The organism is Clostridium sp. AF19-22AC, assembly GCF_003479085.1.
Taxonomy (GTDB): Bacteria; Bacillota; Clostridia; order Lachnospirales; family Lachnospiraceae; genus Faecalicatena_A; species Faecalicatena_A orotica.
On record NZ_QUGN01000014.1, the window covers coordinates 102534 to 118309 of the forward strand.

The 15776-nt window shown below is 42.9% G+C and carries 19 protein-coding genes and 1 pseudogene; 19 read left to right on the forward strand and 1 reads right to left on the reverse strand.

The window, feature by feature from the left end; genetic code table 11:
• Window positions 1-17: 17 nt before the first annotated feature.
• The 14 genes and pseudogenes from DWX43_RS16435 to DWX43_RS16480 all read left to right on the forward strand — a co-directional run bounded on the left by DWX43_RS16435 (window position 18) and on the right by DWX43_RS16480 (window position 7690).
• A complete protein-coding gene (locus DWX43_RS16435; RefSeq protein ID WP_118621064.1) occupies window positions 18-1088 on the forward strand; it encodes a uroporphyrinogen decarboxylase family protein in 1071 nt (356 codons plus the stop codon).
• Window positions 1089-1179: 91 nt separating this feature from the next.
• The gene (locus tag DWX43_RS16440; RefSeq protein ID WP_147356310.1) at window positions 1180-1416 is read left to right on the forward strand and encodes a hypothetical protein; all 237 of its coding nucleotides are present in this window, start codon (window positions 1180-1182) and stop codon (window positions 1414-1416) included.
• Window positions 1417-1540: 124 nt separating this feature from the next.
• Entirely contained in the window at window positions 1541-2062 is a 522-nt protein-coding gene (locus tag DWX43_RS16445; protein ID WP_243099342.1) for a carcinine hydrolase/isopenicillin-N N-acyltransferase family protein, read from the forward strand.
• 15 nt (window positions 2063-2077) lie between these two features.
• Complete coding sequence (locus tag DWX43_RS27405) at window positions 2078-2407, forward strand: hypothetical protein (protein ID WP_243099343.1); 330 nt, start codon at window positions 2078-2080, stop codon at window positions 2405-2407.
• Window positions 2382-2840, forward strand: a complete 459-nt coding sequence (locus tag DWX43_RS27410; RefSeq protein ID WP_243099344.1) for an AMP-binding protein — start codon at window positions 2382-2384, stop codon at window positions 2838-2840. The genes DWX43_RS27405 and DWX43_RS27410 overlap by 26 nt, the downstream gene beginning before the upstream one ends.
• An 83-nt stretch (window positions 2841-2923) precedes the next feature.
• A complete protein-coding gene (locus tag DWX43_RS27415) occupies window positions 2924-3256 on the forward strand; it encodes a hypothetical protein (protein WP_243099345.1) in 333 nt (110 codons plus the stop codon).
• Window positions 3257-3864: 608 nt separating this feature from the next.
• Window positions 3865-4077 carry a hypothetical protein gene (locus DWX43_RS27660; RefSeq protein WP_330582271.1) on the forward strand — a complete coding sequence of 71 codons (213 nt, stop codon included), beginning with the start codon at window positions 3865-3867 and terminating at the stop codon, window positions 4075-4077.
• Window positions 4037-4414: an ATP-binding cassette domain-containing protein gene (locus tag DWX43_RS27665; protein WP_330582272.1), complete on the forward strand. Its 378-nt coding sequence runs from the start codon at window positions 4037-4039 to the stop codon at window positions 4412-4414. The genes DWX43_RS27660 and DWX43_RS27665 overlap by 41 nt, the downstream gene beginning before the upstream one ends.
• Before the next feature lie 225 nt (window positions 4415-4639).
• Window positions 4640-5272 (forward strand): hypothetical protein, encoded by a 633-nt coding sequence (locus DWX43_RS16460; RefSeq protein ID WP_118621067.1) that lies wholly within the window; start codon window positions 4640-4642, stop codon window positions 5270-5272.
• Complete coding sequence (locus tag DWX43_RS16465) at window positions 5269-5826, forward strand: hypothetical protein (RefSeq protein ID WP_118621068.1); 558 nt, start codon at window positions 5269-5271, stop codon at window positions 5824-5826. The genes DWX43_RS16460 and DWX43_RS16465 overlap by 4 nt, the downstream gene beginning before the upstream one ends.
• A 138-nt stretch (window positions 5827-5964) precedes the next feature.
• Window positions 5965-6510 (forward strand): annotated as a pseudogene (locus tag DWX43_RS16470) (DUF3737 family protein).
• On the forward strand, window positions 6507-6635 hold the full coding sequence (locus DWX43_RS27670; protein ID WP_330582273.1) for a hypothetical protein: 129 nt from the start codon (window positions 6507-6509) through the stop codon (window positions 6633-6635). Before DWX43_RS16470 ends, DWX43_RS27670 begins: the two are co-directional and overlap by 4 nt.
• Before the next feature lie 3 nt (window positions 6636-6638).
• Entirely contained in the window at window positions 6639-7238 is a 600-nt protein-coding gene (locus DWX43_RS16475) for a cyclophilin-like fold protein (protein WP_243099347.1), read from the forward strand.
• Window positions 7187-7690, forward strand: a complete 504-nt coding sequence (locus DWX43_RS16480) for an aminotransferase class I/II-fold pyridoxal phosphate-dependent enzyme (RefSeq protein ID WP_243099348.1) — start codon at window positions 7187-7189, stop codon at window positions 7688-7690. The genes DWX43_RS16475 and DWX43_RS16480 overlap by 52 nt, the downstream gene beginning before the upstream one ends.
• Window positions 7691-7766: 76 nt before the next feature.
• Here the strand turns inward: DWX43_RS16480 and DWX43_RS16485 are convergent, their stop codons facing one another.
• Window positions 7767-8993: a helix-turn-helix transcriptional regulator gene (locus tag DWX43_RS16485; protein ID WP_118621070.1), complete on the reverse strand. Its 1227-nt coding sequence runs from the start codon at window positions 8991-8993 to the stop codon at window positions 7767-7769.
• 230 nt (window positions 8994-9223) lie between these two features.
• On the opposite strand from DWX43_RS16485, the gene DWX43_RS16490 reads away from it, so the two are divergent.
• Genes DWX43_RS16490 through DWX43_RS16510 form a run of 5 tightly spaced genes read left to right on the forward strand, consistent with a single transcriptional unit; the run spans window position 9224 to window position 15767 of the window.
• Window positions 9224-10729, forward strand: coding sequence for a sugar ABC transporter ATP-binding protein (locus DWX43_RS16490; protein WP_118621071.1), 1506 nt, complete (start codon window positions 9224-9226; stop codon window positions 10727-10729).
• An 11-nt stretch (window positions 10730-10740) separates the two neighbouring features.
• A complete protein-coding gene (locus DWX43_RS16495; protein WP_182440737.1) occupies window positions 10741-11727 on the forward strand; it encodes a hypothetical protein in 987 nt (328 codons plus the stop codon).
• Between the two features lie 48 nt (window positions 11728-11775).
• Window positions 11776-12996: a hypothetical protein gene (locus DWX43_RS16500; RefSeq protein WP_118621073.1), complete on the forward strand. Its 1221-nt coding sequence runs from the start codon at window positions 11776-11778 to the stop codon at window positions 12994-12996.
• 39 nt (window positions 12997-13035) lie between these two features.
• Window positions 13036-14043 carry a hypothetical protein gene (locus DWX43_RS16505; RefSeq protein WP_118621074.1) on the forward strand — a complete coding sequence of 336 codons (1008 nt, stop codon included), beginning with the start codon at window positions 13036-13038 and terminating at the stop codon, window positions 14041-14043.
• Window positions 14040-15767: a glycoside hydrolase family 3 N-terminal domain-containing protein gene (locus DWX43_RS16510; RefSeq protein WP_118621075.1), complete on the forward strand. Its 1728-nt coding sequence runs from the start codon at window positions 14040-14042 to the stop codon at window positions 15765-15767. The genes DWX43_RS16505 and DWX43_RS16510 overlap by 4 nt, the downstream gene beginning before the upstream one ends.
• Window positions 15768-15776 lie beyond the last annotated feature (9 nt).

Sequence of the window (15776 nt, forward strand, 5' to 3'; positions counted from 1 at the left end):
TAGTGAGGAGAATTATCATGACAAGAAGAGAAAATTTTATATCTTTGATCAGAAGAAAAGGGTATGAATATGTGCCGGTCGAATTTGTGCTTTGTCCCTCTCTGCAGGAACAAATAAAAGAGCGCTTTGGAACAGATGATTATGAAGATTATTTTGGATTTCCATGGACAAAGATTGAAGACATTCGTTTAAAAAATCACGATACTGAGAAATACCGCTCATTTTTTAATCCGCCTTTGGCAGAAAACGGGGATATAGATCAGTGGGGAGTGGGGCATGAGCACTCTCCCAACAGTATGCATATGACCTATATGCGGCATCCGCTGGAGAATGCAGAATGTCTGGAGGACCTGCAGGCTTATCCATTTCCTGATTTTGCAAATGGATATAAGGAGCATCAAAAAGAACAAGTGGAAGATGCCAAAAAACATGATCTGGTTGCACTGGGCGATATGCAGATTACACTTTGGGAAATTTCCTGGTACTTAAGGGGAATGGAAGAACTATTCTGCGATATGATGGAGGGCAATGAAATTGCAGAATTTATGTTTGATAAGGCATTGGAAATGGCCCAAATACGTGCGGAATCTTATGTAAATGCCGGCGTGGATGCACTTTTCTTCGGAGACGATATTGGCATGCAACACACAATTATGATGAGTGAAAACCTGTATTGTGAATGGATTAAGCCAAGATTGAAAGCACTAATTGATCATGTAAAGGCAATAAATCCTGAGGTTATCATTTTCTATCATTCGTGTGGTTTTATTGAACCCTTTATACCACATCTGATTGATGCAGGTGTGGATGTATTAAATCCAATTCAGAGTGAATGCATGGATTTTAAAGAAATTTATAATAAATATGGGGACAGGCTGTCATTTCATGGAACAATAGGGACACAAACCGTCATGCCTTTTGGAACACCAGAGGAGGTAAAGACGGCGGTGTGGAAAAATTTAGATATAGCAGGAGAAAAAGGCGGATTGATGGTTGCTCCGACACATATGCTGGAACCGGAGGTACCGATAGAAAATATACTTGCGTATGTGGAAGCCTGTCATGAGTATAAAGTAAGAAGGCGTTAGAGTATCTCTGCCGGGAACTGCTGGTAGGCTATCTACAATATTATGATATGAGAAATATTATCCAGAGAAATCATTTCGGAGGCAGAAGGATTTGCACCCCTCCATATATATGAGGACTTTTTATGAACAGCTTCAATATGCAATGGATTCAAGGGCACAAATACTGTTCACTTATCAGGCTGCTGCAGATGACAGGCTGGCCAGACAATGTATGGATGATTTCCGCAGGTCACAGCGCTATGACGGCCTGCTGTATAGTGCCTATCCAAACATGGTAGCCAAATGTGATTCCGGCATTTTCTATTTTTTACATTCTGATGCTGCATGACCAGATGATATATTTGGGGACAAAGAATTAATTCAGGACCATATGCCGGCGGTAGATGGAATCTTACGCTTCTTTGAAAAATACATTGGTCCAAATGGACTTGTATGTAAGACCGGAGAGCGTCATGGGGAAGGAAAATTCTGGTCCTTTATCGACTGGGTTCCCACATGGAAAGCCGGATATCACAACAACGACGGCCATCCGCCTCCTCCTTGACAAAGCGGCAAATGTGGAAGAAGCGCTGGTCCTGCTTTCACAGTATGACCTGCATGCTTCTATGGGGATGATGGTACATCTGGCCCTTTCCGATGTGGAAGGCCGCAGTGTCGTTGTGGAATATGTGAACAATGAAATGGTCGTCACAGAAACTCCCATTGTCACAAACTTCTATCTGGCAGAGGGGGAGAAATACGGGATCGGAACTTCACAGTCCCATACCAGATACGACATTCTGAATAAGGCACTTACAGAACAGGAAACAATGACAGAAACAGGTCTTAGGGATGCCCTTGACAGCGTAAGCAAAGACAATTTTGGAGAATTTGAATCTACAGAATGGAGCATCGTCATGAATCAGGAAACGAAAGAACTGACCTATTATCACAGAGAAAACTATGATCAGGGATATACCCTTTCGGTGGAATAAGCAAGGAGAAGCACAATGAATTATGTAAAAACACTGGTAGATTTGTATCGTTTAAAGAGACAGGCAAGGCTGAATACAAAACAAATGCGCGCCCTGCAGGAGAAAAAACTAAGACATATGTTCCACTATGCATGGGAAAACTCTGTTTATTACAAAAGGACCTTTCAGGCTGCCGGAATCACAGAGGAACAATTGGATGAACTGCCTCTTTCCTGTTTCCCGACTATGGACAAAAAAGTATTTCTGGAGCATTTTGATGAACTGGTGGTTCCGGATGATTTACCGGGAAACCCGGTTATTTTGCATACGATGAATCCGCATGGAACAGCATGCTGCTTGGCATGATCCGTGCAGCACTCTGGAACATGTCCATGCCGCAGATCCTGTCCCTGCTTGCGAAGCGAGCCAGATGTATCTGGATATCAAGACCCCCATTGAGGAATGGATACAGCAGGTCAAAGAGTTCAGCCCCAATATTATTATTGGCTATCCCTCTGCTGTCAAAATACTGGCCGAGCTGGTGGAAAACGGCAGCGTGGAGGTAAATGCAGTGCGGGTCATTTCCTGCGGAGAGCCTCTTGGCGCAAGCCTTAGAAGTTATCTTGAGAAAACCTTCCGCACAGAAGTGGTTAATTTCTATGGTGCAAGCGAATCACTCACACTGGGAGTCGAAATAGATCCGGAAAATGGCATGATTCTCTTCGATGATATGAATTTCATTGAGGTCGAAAACGGCGGGATGTATCTCACCTGCCTGTATAATTTCGCCCAGCCATAATCCGCTACCGCATCACCGACAGCCTGGTACTGAAAGCGGCAGAAGAGAGCAGCCCATACCCATTCACAAGGGCCGTCAGCCTTTTGGGGAGAAACGAAGATATCCTTTGGTTCGAAGACAGCGCCGGAAACAAAGAGTTCCTGCATCCACTTGCGATCGAAGGGTTCTGTATCGAAGGACTTCTGGACTACCAGTTCCGGCAGATCGCAAAAGACGCATTTGAAATGTATGCTGAAATTTCCGGTTCTGCGTCCGAAGAGTACATAAGGACAGAAATGCTCTATCAGATGAAAAAAATACTCTCTGAGAAAAAATTAGAATATGTGCAGTTCTATGTGAATTTTGTGGACAAGATATTCCCAGATCCACGGACAGGTAAAAAGTCACTGATTTATGCGGGGGATGCTGTGCAGTAAAATCATGGCACTTATACTGACAAATTAATTTAAAAGGGGACTTGAAAAATTCAAGTCCCCCGTGTATAATTTATTTAGAAGTAATCAAAAGACATTGGTGGTCTGATGATCGCACTTCGGATTGCGGTGTAATTTTTAGTTACAAGCTATCCTCTACGGCAATAGAGGATAGCTATTTTTTGTCATGATGATTATCTATGTAAGTTAATGCCGCAAAAATCACCAGCACTAATGTTAACACTTCAAGTGTATTCATTTTACATTTCCTCCTTCGTTTATTTCCGAAGGAGATCACCCGACTATCCTCTAACTTCTATTCAATTATACCCGATAATTTTAACATGGGGCTTTATAAAATACAATAAGGTCCTTCTTCAATTTCAAATAGGCAGATGCCTATTATTTTCTCATTTCACATCGTTTTTTCTATAGATAAAATATATCCAAATCTATTATTTATAAGTATTTGCTATCTATATGATCCCCTGATATCATTAAAGTAGTTAAGAAACATTCGATACATCGTTTAGAAATTATTTATTTTTTTTGTTAGATGCATGTTATTTGCACTGGTTATAGTTAATCCAGATGAGAAAAGGAGAATCTGAATGAAAAAAGTAATTTTACAAGGGAGAAATATTTGTAAAGTTTTTTTCCGGAGAAAAGCCAAAAATAATGTGCTGAACAACATTGATGTAGATATCTTTGAAAAGGACTTCACGATTATCATGGGGGCATCCGGCGCCGGTAAAATCAACACTCATGTATTTCTTAAGCGGTATGGACAGTGTGACCGGCAGCAGTGTGGTCTACAGAGGTAAAGATATATGCAGGCTTTCCGAGAAGGAAATGGCCGATATCAGGGCGAGGAAATTTGGATTTGTATTCCAGCAGTCTCACTTAGTCAGCAACCTGACTTTACTCGAAAATGTGCTTGTTGCAGGTTACGTCGGAAGCATCGGAAAAGGCGGTGATATACGGAAACGGGCAGAAATGCTGCTTGGTGAGATGGGCATTTTGGATGCCGCAGACCGTCTGCCGGCAGAGACTTCAGGAGGGGAAGCACAACGGGCGGCCATCGCGAGGGCAATAATTAATGCACCTGATATAATTTTCTGCGACGAACCGTCAGGAGCCTTGAATAAATCTAATACATAATAGGTCCTGAATCTGTTAAGTGAGAGGAACCAGAAGGGGCAGAGCATCCTAATGGTAACCCATGACCTACGTGCAGCCAGAGGGGAAACCGGATCCTTTATCTGGAAGACGGGAAGATTCTGGATGAGATGGAACTGCCAGTCTATCGGCCCGAAGAGGACAGGGACCGGGAATGCAGGCTTCAGGACTGGCTTTCCGGATTACAGTGGTGAGGAGGTGCAAAACATGGAAAACAGAATGCTATGCAGGGCCGGAATCCCAAAACATAAGGGCAGCCTTCTGGGAATTGCCATCCTGTTGTTTTTAATCTCCATTTCCCTGTCCACCGTTCTCACCGTATATCTTGGAGGCGGCAGTTACATACGTCAGGAGATACGACGGGCCGGGTTTGGAAACCTTACTGCATGGGTATCCGGTGTGCCGGATATGGATGCGCTTACAGACAGCATCGAGACACAGGATGGGATCGGAAGAACTGGGGTACAGAACCTGATCTTCTCGGATTATGAAGCAAACGGTGTGGAGTCAGACAGTGAAGGACAGTTGATTCCCTGGATCTCCGATTTACCGGTACTGCCATGTCTGGCCGCTTTCGCAGTCATTTTAATACTGCTTGCGGGATTCACAGTACTGAAGCTTAAGAAAATCACCGCTATTACGCCAATGGGAGCCATCCGGGGTGAAGCATCAGACGCAGGATGGAAACCGGGAAAGAGATTCCCGATAAGAGCCGGGGGGCTTCCTTTCCGGTTAGCCATGCGCCAGCTCGTGTCTTGGAAAAGGCGGTACTTAAGTGCCTGCCTGATTGCTGTACTGCTTGTATTCTTCGCGTCTCTGGCGGGGCGGATGAATATGTGATTACTGAACCGGAGCGGTTCCACATCAGTCAGGGAAAGACCAGCCAACGGCCGGATGAGGTTGTGCTGACAGAAACAGCTGCATTAGATTCAGGAGTATCCATCGGAGATAAAGTGACCATCCGCGGCGATGCGGGAATCGGGGAATTCACAGTTTCCGGCATCTACCATTGTGCCAATGACATGAGGGCAAACATCGGGATGAACCGGGAAGGGTATCTCACGATCGGGCAGGATAACCCGCAGATTTGGTGTCACCATTATTTTCTTGCGGACACATCACAAAAGGCAGCGATCACAGAGGGGCTTACACAGACTTACGGAGGCGATATACATGTCCATGAGAACTCCTGGCCGGGACTAATCGGAATTATTTCGGCAATGCAGGCACTTCTGGCATTTATGTACGGGATGATTGTAGTATTTGTATTTATTGTAACCATCATGGCCGGAAGCAAGATTCTGACTAGCAGGGGAGGTATACTACTCAGCCCCCCAACCGCATCGTACTTTTTTACCGAGATGCAGAAATCACCGGAGAATATACCCGGGTAGGAACATTCGATGCAACAGATGAATTTGTAACGGCAGTGGAGGAAAACCCTGTATTAGAAGGATGGGGAAATAAAATCGTTCAGATAGCGCAGCCATAAAGAAAATCAGAATTAAGTAAGGAGATCAAACAGGAAAGAAATCAGACAGGAATATTTAACCGGAGAACGCCCACTTTTTAAAGGTGAAAACTTAAGAATATATGACACGACATTCACGGATGGGGAATCCCCTCTGAAGGAAAGCAACCATATTGAACTCTACCGGAGCATGTTCAAATGGAAATACCCGCTGTGGTATGCAAAGAACATTCTGGCCGAGGACTATGCCTGGTTTGAGATGGGCCGTGCAGGAGTATAGTATACAGATCATATCACGGTGAAAAATTCAGTCATCGAGGCGCCAAAGAATTTTCGCTGGTGCCATGATGTAACACTTCAAAACGTCAGTTTTCCTAATGCCGCTGAAACTTTATGGCACTGCAACGGGGTACTTATGGAGCAGGTTACTGCCAAAGGTGATTACTTCGCCATGAACAGCCGGAACATGAAGCTTTATGATTTCCAGCTGACAGGGAATTATTCCTTTGACGGGGTAAAGAACATGGAAATCCATCGGGCAAAAATGCTTTCCAAAGACGCTTTCTGGAACAGCGAGAACGTAACGGTATATGATTCGTTGTTATGAACCCGTCAGGCGGAACGATCCGGGCTGATTATATCAAGGAGCTGATTATTGAAAAAGACAAAGTAGATCCGGATAAGACAGCCGTTACCTGCAGAATGGGCCACCTATCAAAGAAGGGAGCGTAACAAATGGCAGTCATGAACCGGGGATTCGGTATCATCCTGATTCTGTTTGGAGCCGTAGTGCTATTGTCAGCCTGTGGAAATGGCACTGACAGGAAAATCGGAAACAGTACGGAAGATCTCACAAGGAACCCCACAGCGAACACTGAATCAGGAGGTGCACAGATGCAGGCGCTAATTATCGAAGTTAACGGTCAAAGCTTTAAGACCGGCCTGTATAACAATGAGACGGCAAAGGCATTATTAGAACGGCTTCCCATGACACTAAATATGGATGAATTGAATGGAAACGAAAAATTCTATTATCTGGACGATAGGCTGCCTGCAGACTCCGAAAATGTAGGCAGTATTCAGACCGGGGATATTATGCTCTTTGGTTCTGACTGCCTCGTCCTGTTTTTCGAAGATTTCAGCACATCTTACAGTTATACCAGAATAGGACATATAGACGATTCACAGGGATTTGCTGATGCACTGGCAGACGGCACCGTGGAAGTGACTACACCCCCTTTGCCTCCGTATCCGAAAACTGCCTCAGAAACAGCATTACATGCGTGGCTCCCACAAAGGCATTTAATCTGGCCGGAATCCAGACGGCTGCAGTGATTGTCCCGGACGTCAGCCTGCGCCATAAGGTAAGCCGAGGACTGAATACCGATGAAGTCGCAGAGCCAAACGTGTTTGCCGCAATTGCGCCTGTTGCAGCCTTTTCCCGGGGTGGGGGATGGCTGGATGACCTGCGGGCATATTTGTGGGAAAACAGAAGATTCGCGGAGAACTATATCAAAAAAGAAATCAAAAGCATATCAGCCGTTTCCGCAAGGGCAACCTATCTGTTATGGCTTGACTGCAGAAGAATCATTGGGAATTCCTCAGATTTATGCCATTTTATAAGAAAACACAGCGGCCTGTATCTCTCCGACGGAAATGAATACCGCAATGGGGAAGGATTTCTGCGTATGAATCTTGCCTGCCCGAGACAGCAGGTGGAAGATGGGCTGAATCGTCTGAAGGAAAGCGTGGAAGCTTATGAAGCATGGGTGAGTAAACAGTGCTAATAAAAAGCACAGTAATTATTATTCTTTCCCTATACTTATAAATTCGCCAGAAACGATAACTTCTTTTTTATCCTATTCACAGAGAGGGACTGCTTGAATCAAGCAGTTTTTTTCTGTATTCACTTGGAGAACATCCGATGATTCTTTTAAATATCTTTGTGTAATAATTAAAGTCCGGCATCCCCACAAACGCTGCAATTTCCTGAATCTGAATTTTTGAAGTACTCAACAGACGGAGTGAACTGTGGATACGGCAGTTCATGATGTAATCAGTAATAGTCGAGCCAACCTCCTTTTTGAAAATTTTAGATAAATAAGGGGTGCTGACATGGCAGTATTCAGCGAGTACCGAAAGATTCAGCATATCACTCAAATGGAAATCAATATAGTTGAGTGTATCGCGAACAATTTTTGAATACTGGCTGCGCGATTTATTTTGTACCAGCATACAGTACTCCCGAACCATCTTTTCATGGATTTTGTCCAGTTTTACGGAAGAACTGCTGTCACTGATCATCTTTACAAATTTACTGGAAAGCTCGTGCAGATATACCGGATGTACATTACTTCGTCCTGCGCCCAGCCGCAGCATTGTATTTGTTGAATAAAGTGATGCTTTTTTGTCAGACACAAAATCATTGATCCTGGGCGGGTAAACAATACTCATAAACTGTCTCGTAATAAACATCGCTTCTGTAACATCACCTTTTGCAATTGCCTGCAAAAGAGGTTCCTCTAACGCATAGCGCTGCTCACAGACAGTCATGTTTATTTTGTAATCATCAATAGGGACATAGGTGGTGTTTTCTTCAATTTCTCTGGTATTTGTAAGGCGCAGGGGAGTAAACGCATATCCAGGACTTACATAATTGATGATATCGGTTAAAATGGTAACCAGACGGAAATTATCATCTAAAACAGGAAACTGGTATAAAAGTCCACGAATGTTTTCCAGTTCGGTATGATTTAAATGGTGGCGCGTAATTAAAAAATCGAAATACGGCTGATCTAGCTGGCGGCGCAGAAACGGACCAACGACGGCCAGATCTTCCCTGTCCGGGTAAGGATGAAAGAAGATATAGTTGATTTCAAAGCAGTCACTGTAAAAATAAAAATGATTATGTTCTACCTGATTTAACATCTCACGGATATTATCATATAATTGTTCTTTATTTTTCAACCCCCGCCGTAATCCGATATCAATATTAGAAATATCACCATAAGGCGTGAGATAGTAATTGAAATTTAAAGAAATCGTATTTTGTAACATTCGCTGTAAAAAATAAATCAATGCATTGTCCATGAGCTATCCTCCCGTATAAAAGATTCCTGATATCGAAATTTTATCATAAATTCTATACGAATGTAAACGAAAATATGTAATAAATATACTCCAAAACGCATAGCAGGATAAAATCATACTAAAAAAAGACCGTATAATCATAACAAATTAGAAAAATAAGTGTTAGAATAAGCACATGATAAACATATGAGAGAGGAAATGCAGAAGCAAACACACAGTGGAGGTTCAAGATGAAACAAGCAGTATTAGAAATCAAACACATGCGTAAAACGTTTGGTCCGACAGTTGCACTGAAAGATGTAGACGTTGTTCTGAGAAAAGGAGAAATCCGTGGACTGATTGGAGAAAACGGTTCTGGAAAGTCTACTATCATGTCGATTGCAAGCGGAAGACAGCCGGCGGACAGCGGTAACATGACTTACATGGGAAAGCCGTGGAATCCGGCAACTATGCTTGAGGCACAAAAAGCCGGAATATCTATGATTCTTCAGGAAGCCAATACGATTCCGGGAGTCACCGTTGCACAAAATATTTTTGCGGGACGCGAAAAAGAATTTTCTAAATTCGGAATTATAAATATGGCAAAGATGTGTAATGAAGCTGATAAACTGTTAAAGAAATTTGGAATAGATTATATCAAAGCTAGTGATTCAATTAATCATTATACTTTTGAAGACAGAAAGCTGATTGAAATTGTCCGCTGTGTGACTGATGAGACACAGATTCTGGTTGTAGACGAAACAACTACTGCATTATCGCTTGAAGGACGGGAGCTCCTGTACAGGCTGATCCATAAAATGGCAGAGGAAGAGGGCAAAACAGTCGTATTTGTATCACATGATATGGATGAGATTCTAGAACACTGCTCTGTGCTAACCGTGTTGCGTGACGGTGATATCGTAGGTGAATTAAACAGAAAAGAGATGGATGCAGAAGGTTCGGTTAAAAAAATCCGTTATCTGATGGTAGGCCGGGAAATTGGAGAAAAGTATTACCGTGAGGATTATGATACCTCACACGGTAAAGAGGCTGTTCTGGAATTAAAAAATCTAACTTTCGGGGGAATCAGAGATTTCAGCATGACGCTGTATAAGGGGCAGATCCTCGGATTTGGAGGATTATCAGGATGTGGAATGCATGAAATTGGACGTGCTGCTTACGGATTAGAAAAACTGGATGCCGGAGAGGTCATCTGCAACGGGAAAAAGATTCAAAATCCCGTACAGGCAATCAGACAGGGAATGGGATATATTTCCAAAAATAGGGACCTGGAGGCATTGATACTGGATGCATCTATTGAAGAAAACATTGTACTGCCGTCTCTTTCTTCTTTACAGAAAGGCATCGCAGTATTACCAAAGGATGAACATGCACTGGCCAATCGGGAGATTGAATCTTTAAGAATCAAATGCCGCAGTGGAAAACAATTGGTTAATACGTTATCCGGTGGCAATAAGCAGAAGGTGTCTTTTGCAAAGTGGTATGCAAAAGGTTCTGATGTCATTATCATGGACTGCCCGACCCGGGGTGTTGACATCGGTGTAAAACAGGCGATGTACGCATTGATCGAAGAAATGAAAAAAGAGGGAAAGGCAATCCTGATGATTTCCGAAGAGTTATCAGAGCTGGTAGGTATGGCAGACAAGATTCTGATTATGAAAGATTTTAAGGTAGCAAAAGAGTTTATGCGGTCTCCGGATCTAAAACAGACCGATATCATTGAGTACATGATTTAGGAGGGATGAAAGTGGAAAAGAAACGTGATGCTTCACAATTAAAAGGCTGGTGGGGCAAAAATGTGTCGGCAGCTGCCTCCTATGGAGGTCTGATATTCTGTATTGTGTTGTTTACGATTGTGACTCCGTTATATGGAGAGAGCATCTGGTCACCAGCAAAACTGGCAACCTTGATGTCCGATGTAATCGTAACAGCCCTGATGTCGGTAGGTGCGGTTTTCATCTACGCACTGGGCAATCTGGACATCAGCATTGGTAAACAGATCGGTTTGTATGCAGCAGTTATGGTAGTGACCGGAAATCTGTGGGGAACACTGATACCGGGAATCCTGATTTGTCTTGTATTATCTGTATTTATTGCTGTTGTGAACGGAGCGTCCGGACCAATATTGAATATTATTCCGATTATTCCTTCAGTAGTAGTCATGCAGGTACTTTCGGGAATTATTACAGTGATATTCTCATCTATGGGAACAAGAAGTATTACATTGAAAACCATTAATTACAGCGCCTTCAAATCTCCGGTTTTGATGCTGCTGGTATTATTAATCGAAGTGGCTGCAGCAGTATTCCTGTTTAACTATACCATTATAGGAAAACAGGCAAAAATGCTTGGTTCGAATAAAACAGCAGTAGGCCAGAGTGGTGTCAGTATAGTGAAAATACGTGTGCTGTGCTATATCATTGCCGGAATCTGTTTTGTAATTGCAGCGGTCTTCCAGATGGGATATACGGGTTCCGCATCAGATTCTACAGGAACTGGTTTTGAGATGAATATCATGGTTGCCTTGATTCTCGGAGGCATGCCGATTTCCGGTGGCGTGAGATCCAGAATCTCAGCAGCAGTAGTCGGAGCATTTACATTCTCATTGCTGGATGTGGGGCTGCCGATGGTAGGACTTCCGACCAGAATGACATTTATTGTAAAGGCAGTCGTATTCTTAATTGTTGTATTAATTACAAGCAGGAGTAAAAATACAAGTATATTACCAAAGTAATAATATAGGGAAACCTATTTATTAAAAATTCAAAATGGAGGGAAAAAGATGAGTTTATTAAGGAAAGCAGCAAAGAAGGCAGCAGCAGTGGTATTATTATCCGGTATTGTGGTGACATCCATAGTTGGCTGTGGAGGCAGCGACACAAAGTCAGAGGGCACAAAAGCAGAGAGTACAGGTACTGAAACAAAGGGAGGGAAAATCCTTTTTATGCCAAATACCAGCAGCGGTCCTGTATATGACTTCACTCTGGCATATCTGGATATGTGGACTCAGGAACTGGGATATACATATGAAACAATCTACGGTGATGCAGCAAACGATCCGGCAGGAAACCTGGCGGCAGTAAAAAATGCAATGACCAGTGATGTTGTCGGTCTGATTGCAATGCAGGATGGCGGAATCATTGACATTATGACAGAATATCCGGATCTCTATATTGCTGGTGTAGGATCGGATATGGCATCCGTTTACAGTGAGGAGGGTGCAAGTGCTGCAGCAGCTGACAACGATCATTTTCTCGGGACTGTTGCCGCCGGATTCGCAGATGGCGTAAATACAGGGAAAATGCTTGCCGAGAAGGTTATTGAAGCAGGACACAAAAAAGTCGCAATCTGTATGTCTCCGGCATTTGCCTACCCGCAGTATGCAGTTGCTGATCAGACAATCCGTACAGAAATCGAAGCTTACAATGAAAGTGCCCAGGAGCCGATTGAAGTTGTAGGTGAGGAAGCAACCGTATTGATGTTCAAACCCCTGGACGATACATTCTTCAATGAACCGGAACATAAAGATTTAGATGTAATTGTAGGCTTGTGCGGAGGTCAGGCATTTGTATATCCGACACTGGCAAATGCAATTGGTAACGGTACAGCAGACCCTGATACAAAGCTTATCACATTTGGTCTGGAAGGTGCAGAAGAACTGGTTGATGATGTTGGAACAGGAATAGTTGAGCAGACATACCTTCCCAACTATGAGGAAATTTTCTTTGCAATTGCCATGCTGGATAATGCGATTCAGGGAAAACAGTATAATGATTTCGAGAAATCTGAAGTGTTAGATGGTGTATATGTAGCCATAACAAGTGATGAAATTATGACAAATATTGAAGAGAATAGTCCACTGCTCACGGCTGATATGTCAAAAACTTCTGCTTCTATTGAAGTTGGAAAAGAATATCTGACAAGATATAACCCGGATGCAACTTATGCAGATCTGGTGAAGTTTATGACATCTGACGCATTCTCAGAGAAAGCATATGAATAGCAGATAGTTAGACAGAGGTGAAGGAGGTCAATCTCAGTTATGAAAGCAAAAATAGGTATTGGAAAACGAATTGCAGGCACACTTGCACTGCCCGTCCTTATGTTTCTCATTATGATGGTCTTTTGTTATTCAAATGGTAAGATGTATTTTGGAACATTGGATATGTGGAAGACTTTGATAGTCAATATTACAGTTTCCACTACCTGTGCATTGGGGATTGGTCTCCAGTTCAATAATGGCCGTTTCGATTTTTCCGGTGGTGCAGTAATGCTTTTGTCAGCAATCATTGGCGGAAACCTTGCCAAAAATATGAATAACAATGTGGTATTATTTGCAGTCCTTTGTATTGCACTTTGCACCCTGCTGAGTGTTTTCGTTGCAGTACTATATGTATACGGCCGCCTGCCGGTAGCAATCAGCACGATTACAATGGCATTGATTTTCGAGTCAATTACACCGCTGGTATTTAACGGAGCCGGAATCAACTTTATTGCAAATATGGAAATGAAAAAACTGGCAACGTTTCCGGGAGTATTAATCCCATTCATTACCGCAGTTCTAGTATATTTGTTTTATAAACGATATACTCTGACCGGAAAACAGTCATTACTTTTAACTAACAATCAGGGCGCTGCTGTTGATATTGGTATTAACGAAAAGAAAAACGTAATCTTATCATATGTATATAGTGGAATTATATTCGGATGTGCAACAATGGTATGGACTTCTTCAACAATCAAGTCCGCTTCCTTTACTTCACTGTCAACGGTAAGCGATTTGTTTACCAATATCCTGCCGGTATTTATCGGGCTGGCATTAAGTAAATACTGCGGGGAAGCATTGGGAACTGTGATAGGAGCAGTCACATTAAGTTTGATGTCCTATGGATTGCAGGCAGTACTGTCTGCCGAACTGGGAAGTGCGGTTTCTATGGTGATTATGGGACTGTTCATTTTCATCTTTAATATCATTACTACACCATACGGAAGCATTATCACGGCATGGTTCGAAGCGCGAAAACGTAAAGAGGAGCTGAAAAAGACATGATAAATTTGCAGGAAAAACCATTTTATTTAGAACAGGAAGCAATTGACTGGGTGAATGAAACACTTGAAAATATGACAATAGAAGAGAAAATCGGTCAGTTGTTTATCCATCTGGGACGCAGTACAGATGAGGGATATCTGAAAAATATGGTTGAAAAATTCCATATCGGAGGCGCCCGGTATATCGAAACTGATTCAGAAAAGATCTTCCGGCAGAATCAGATATATCAAAAATTCAGCAAGATTCCTATGTTTGTAGCCGTAAATGGTGAAACCGGAGGAAACGGTCTTTGTAAAGACGGTACCTTTGTTGCTACAGAAGCTGAGTGCGAAGCAGCCGGAGACACCGAAGCGGCTTATATGATGGGAAAAGTCAGTGGGAGCGAGGCGCAGGCACTGGGATGCAACTGGAATTTCGCCCCAATGGCAGATATTGTCTTCAACTGGAGAAATACCATTGTAAACACGAGGTCATTTGGAAAAGACCCGGATACGGTTCTGGATATGTGCCGTGCGTATTTGAAGGGAAGTCAGGAAAGCAACGTTCTTTCCTGTGTAAAACATTTCCCGGGAGATGGCGTGGAGGAAAGAGACCAGCATCTTGTAATGGGAATCAACAGTCTTTCCTGTGAAGAATGGGATGACTCATTTGGCAAGGTGTACAAGGGCCTGATTGAGGATGGACTGGAGTCCGTAATGGCAGGCCATATTGCATTGCCTTCATACAGTAAAAAGTATTGTCCCCAGAAGAAAGATAAGGATATTATGCCCGCAACTCTTGCGCCGGAATTAATTGAAGGACTCTTAAGAACCGAGCTGGGATTTCAGGGAATTGTGGTAACAGATGCTTCTCATATGGGTGGGCTGTTAAGTGCAAAACCGAGGTCCGAACAAGTGCCGGGGGCGATTGCAGCCGGATGTGACATGTTTTTATTCTTCCATGACCCGGAGGAGGATTTCCAATATATGCTGGATGGCTATACAAATGGTATAATTACAAAGGAACGTCTGAATGAGGCGGTAACACGTATTCTGGGCATGAAGGCTAAACTAAATCTTCATAAAAAAAGAATGCCGGAAATATTCGATGAACAGCATGTGCTGGGGTGTGAACAGCATTACAAGTATGCGGAAGTGATTGCAGACAAGGCAATTACGCTGGTAAAAGATACTGCAGATTTACTGCCGGTCGATGTGAACGAGAAGAAGAGAGCAAGGCTTTACTTTTTGGAAAGCGCACCGGTATCTTATCTGGACGGTCCGGACCCTGCAAAGAAAATTGTAACTGAAGAACTGGAAAAGGCCGGATTCGAAGTGGATGTCAATGAATCCTATTATGAGTTGGAAATGAAGGAAATGTCCCGGTTTAACCGGTATAAAGTAATGGATATGCCGGGTGCGGAGGAATTCAAATCAAAATATGATATTGTATTTGTATTTATAAATATGAAAGGCTATGCACAGGAGAATAATGTGCGTCTGAAGTATTCTGCCGCTCATTCCAATGAGCTCCCGTGGTGGGTAAGAGAAATCCCGACCGTATGTGTATCACTGAACTATACGAATCATCTATATGATCTTCCTATGATGAAAACATTTATCAATGCATATGCACCTACAAGAGCGTGCATTCGTGCGGCGGTAGAAAAGATTGTCGGAAATAGCGAATTTAAAGGAAAGTATAACAAAAATGTGTGGTGCGGCTGCTGGGATACCCGTCTGTAATCTTTTGAC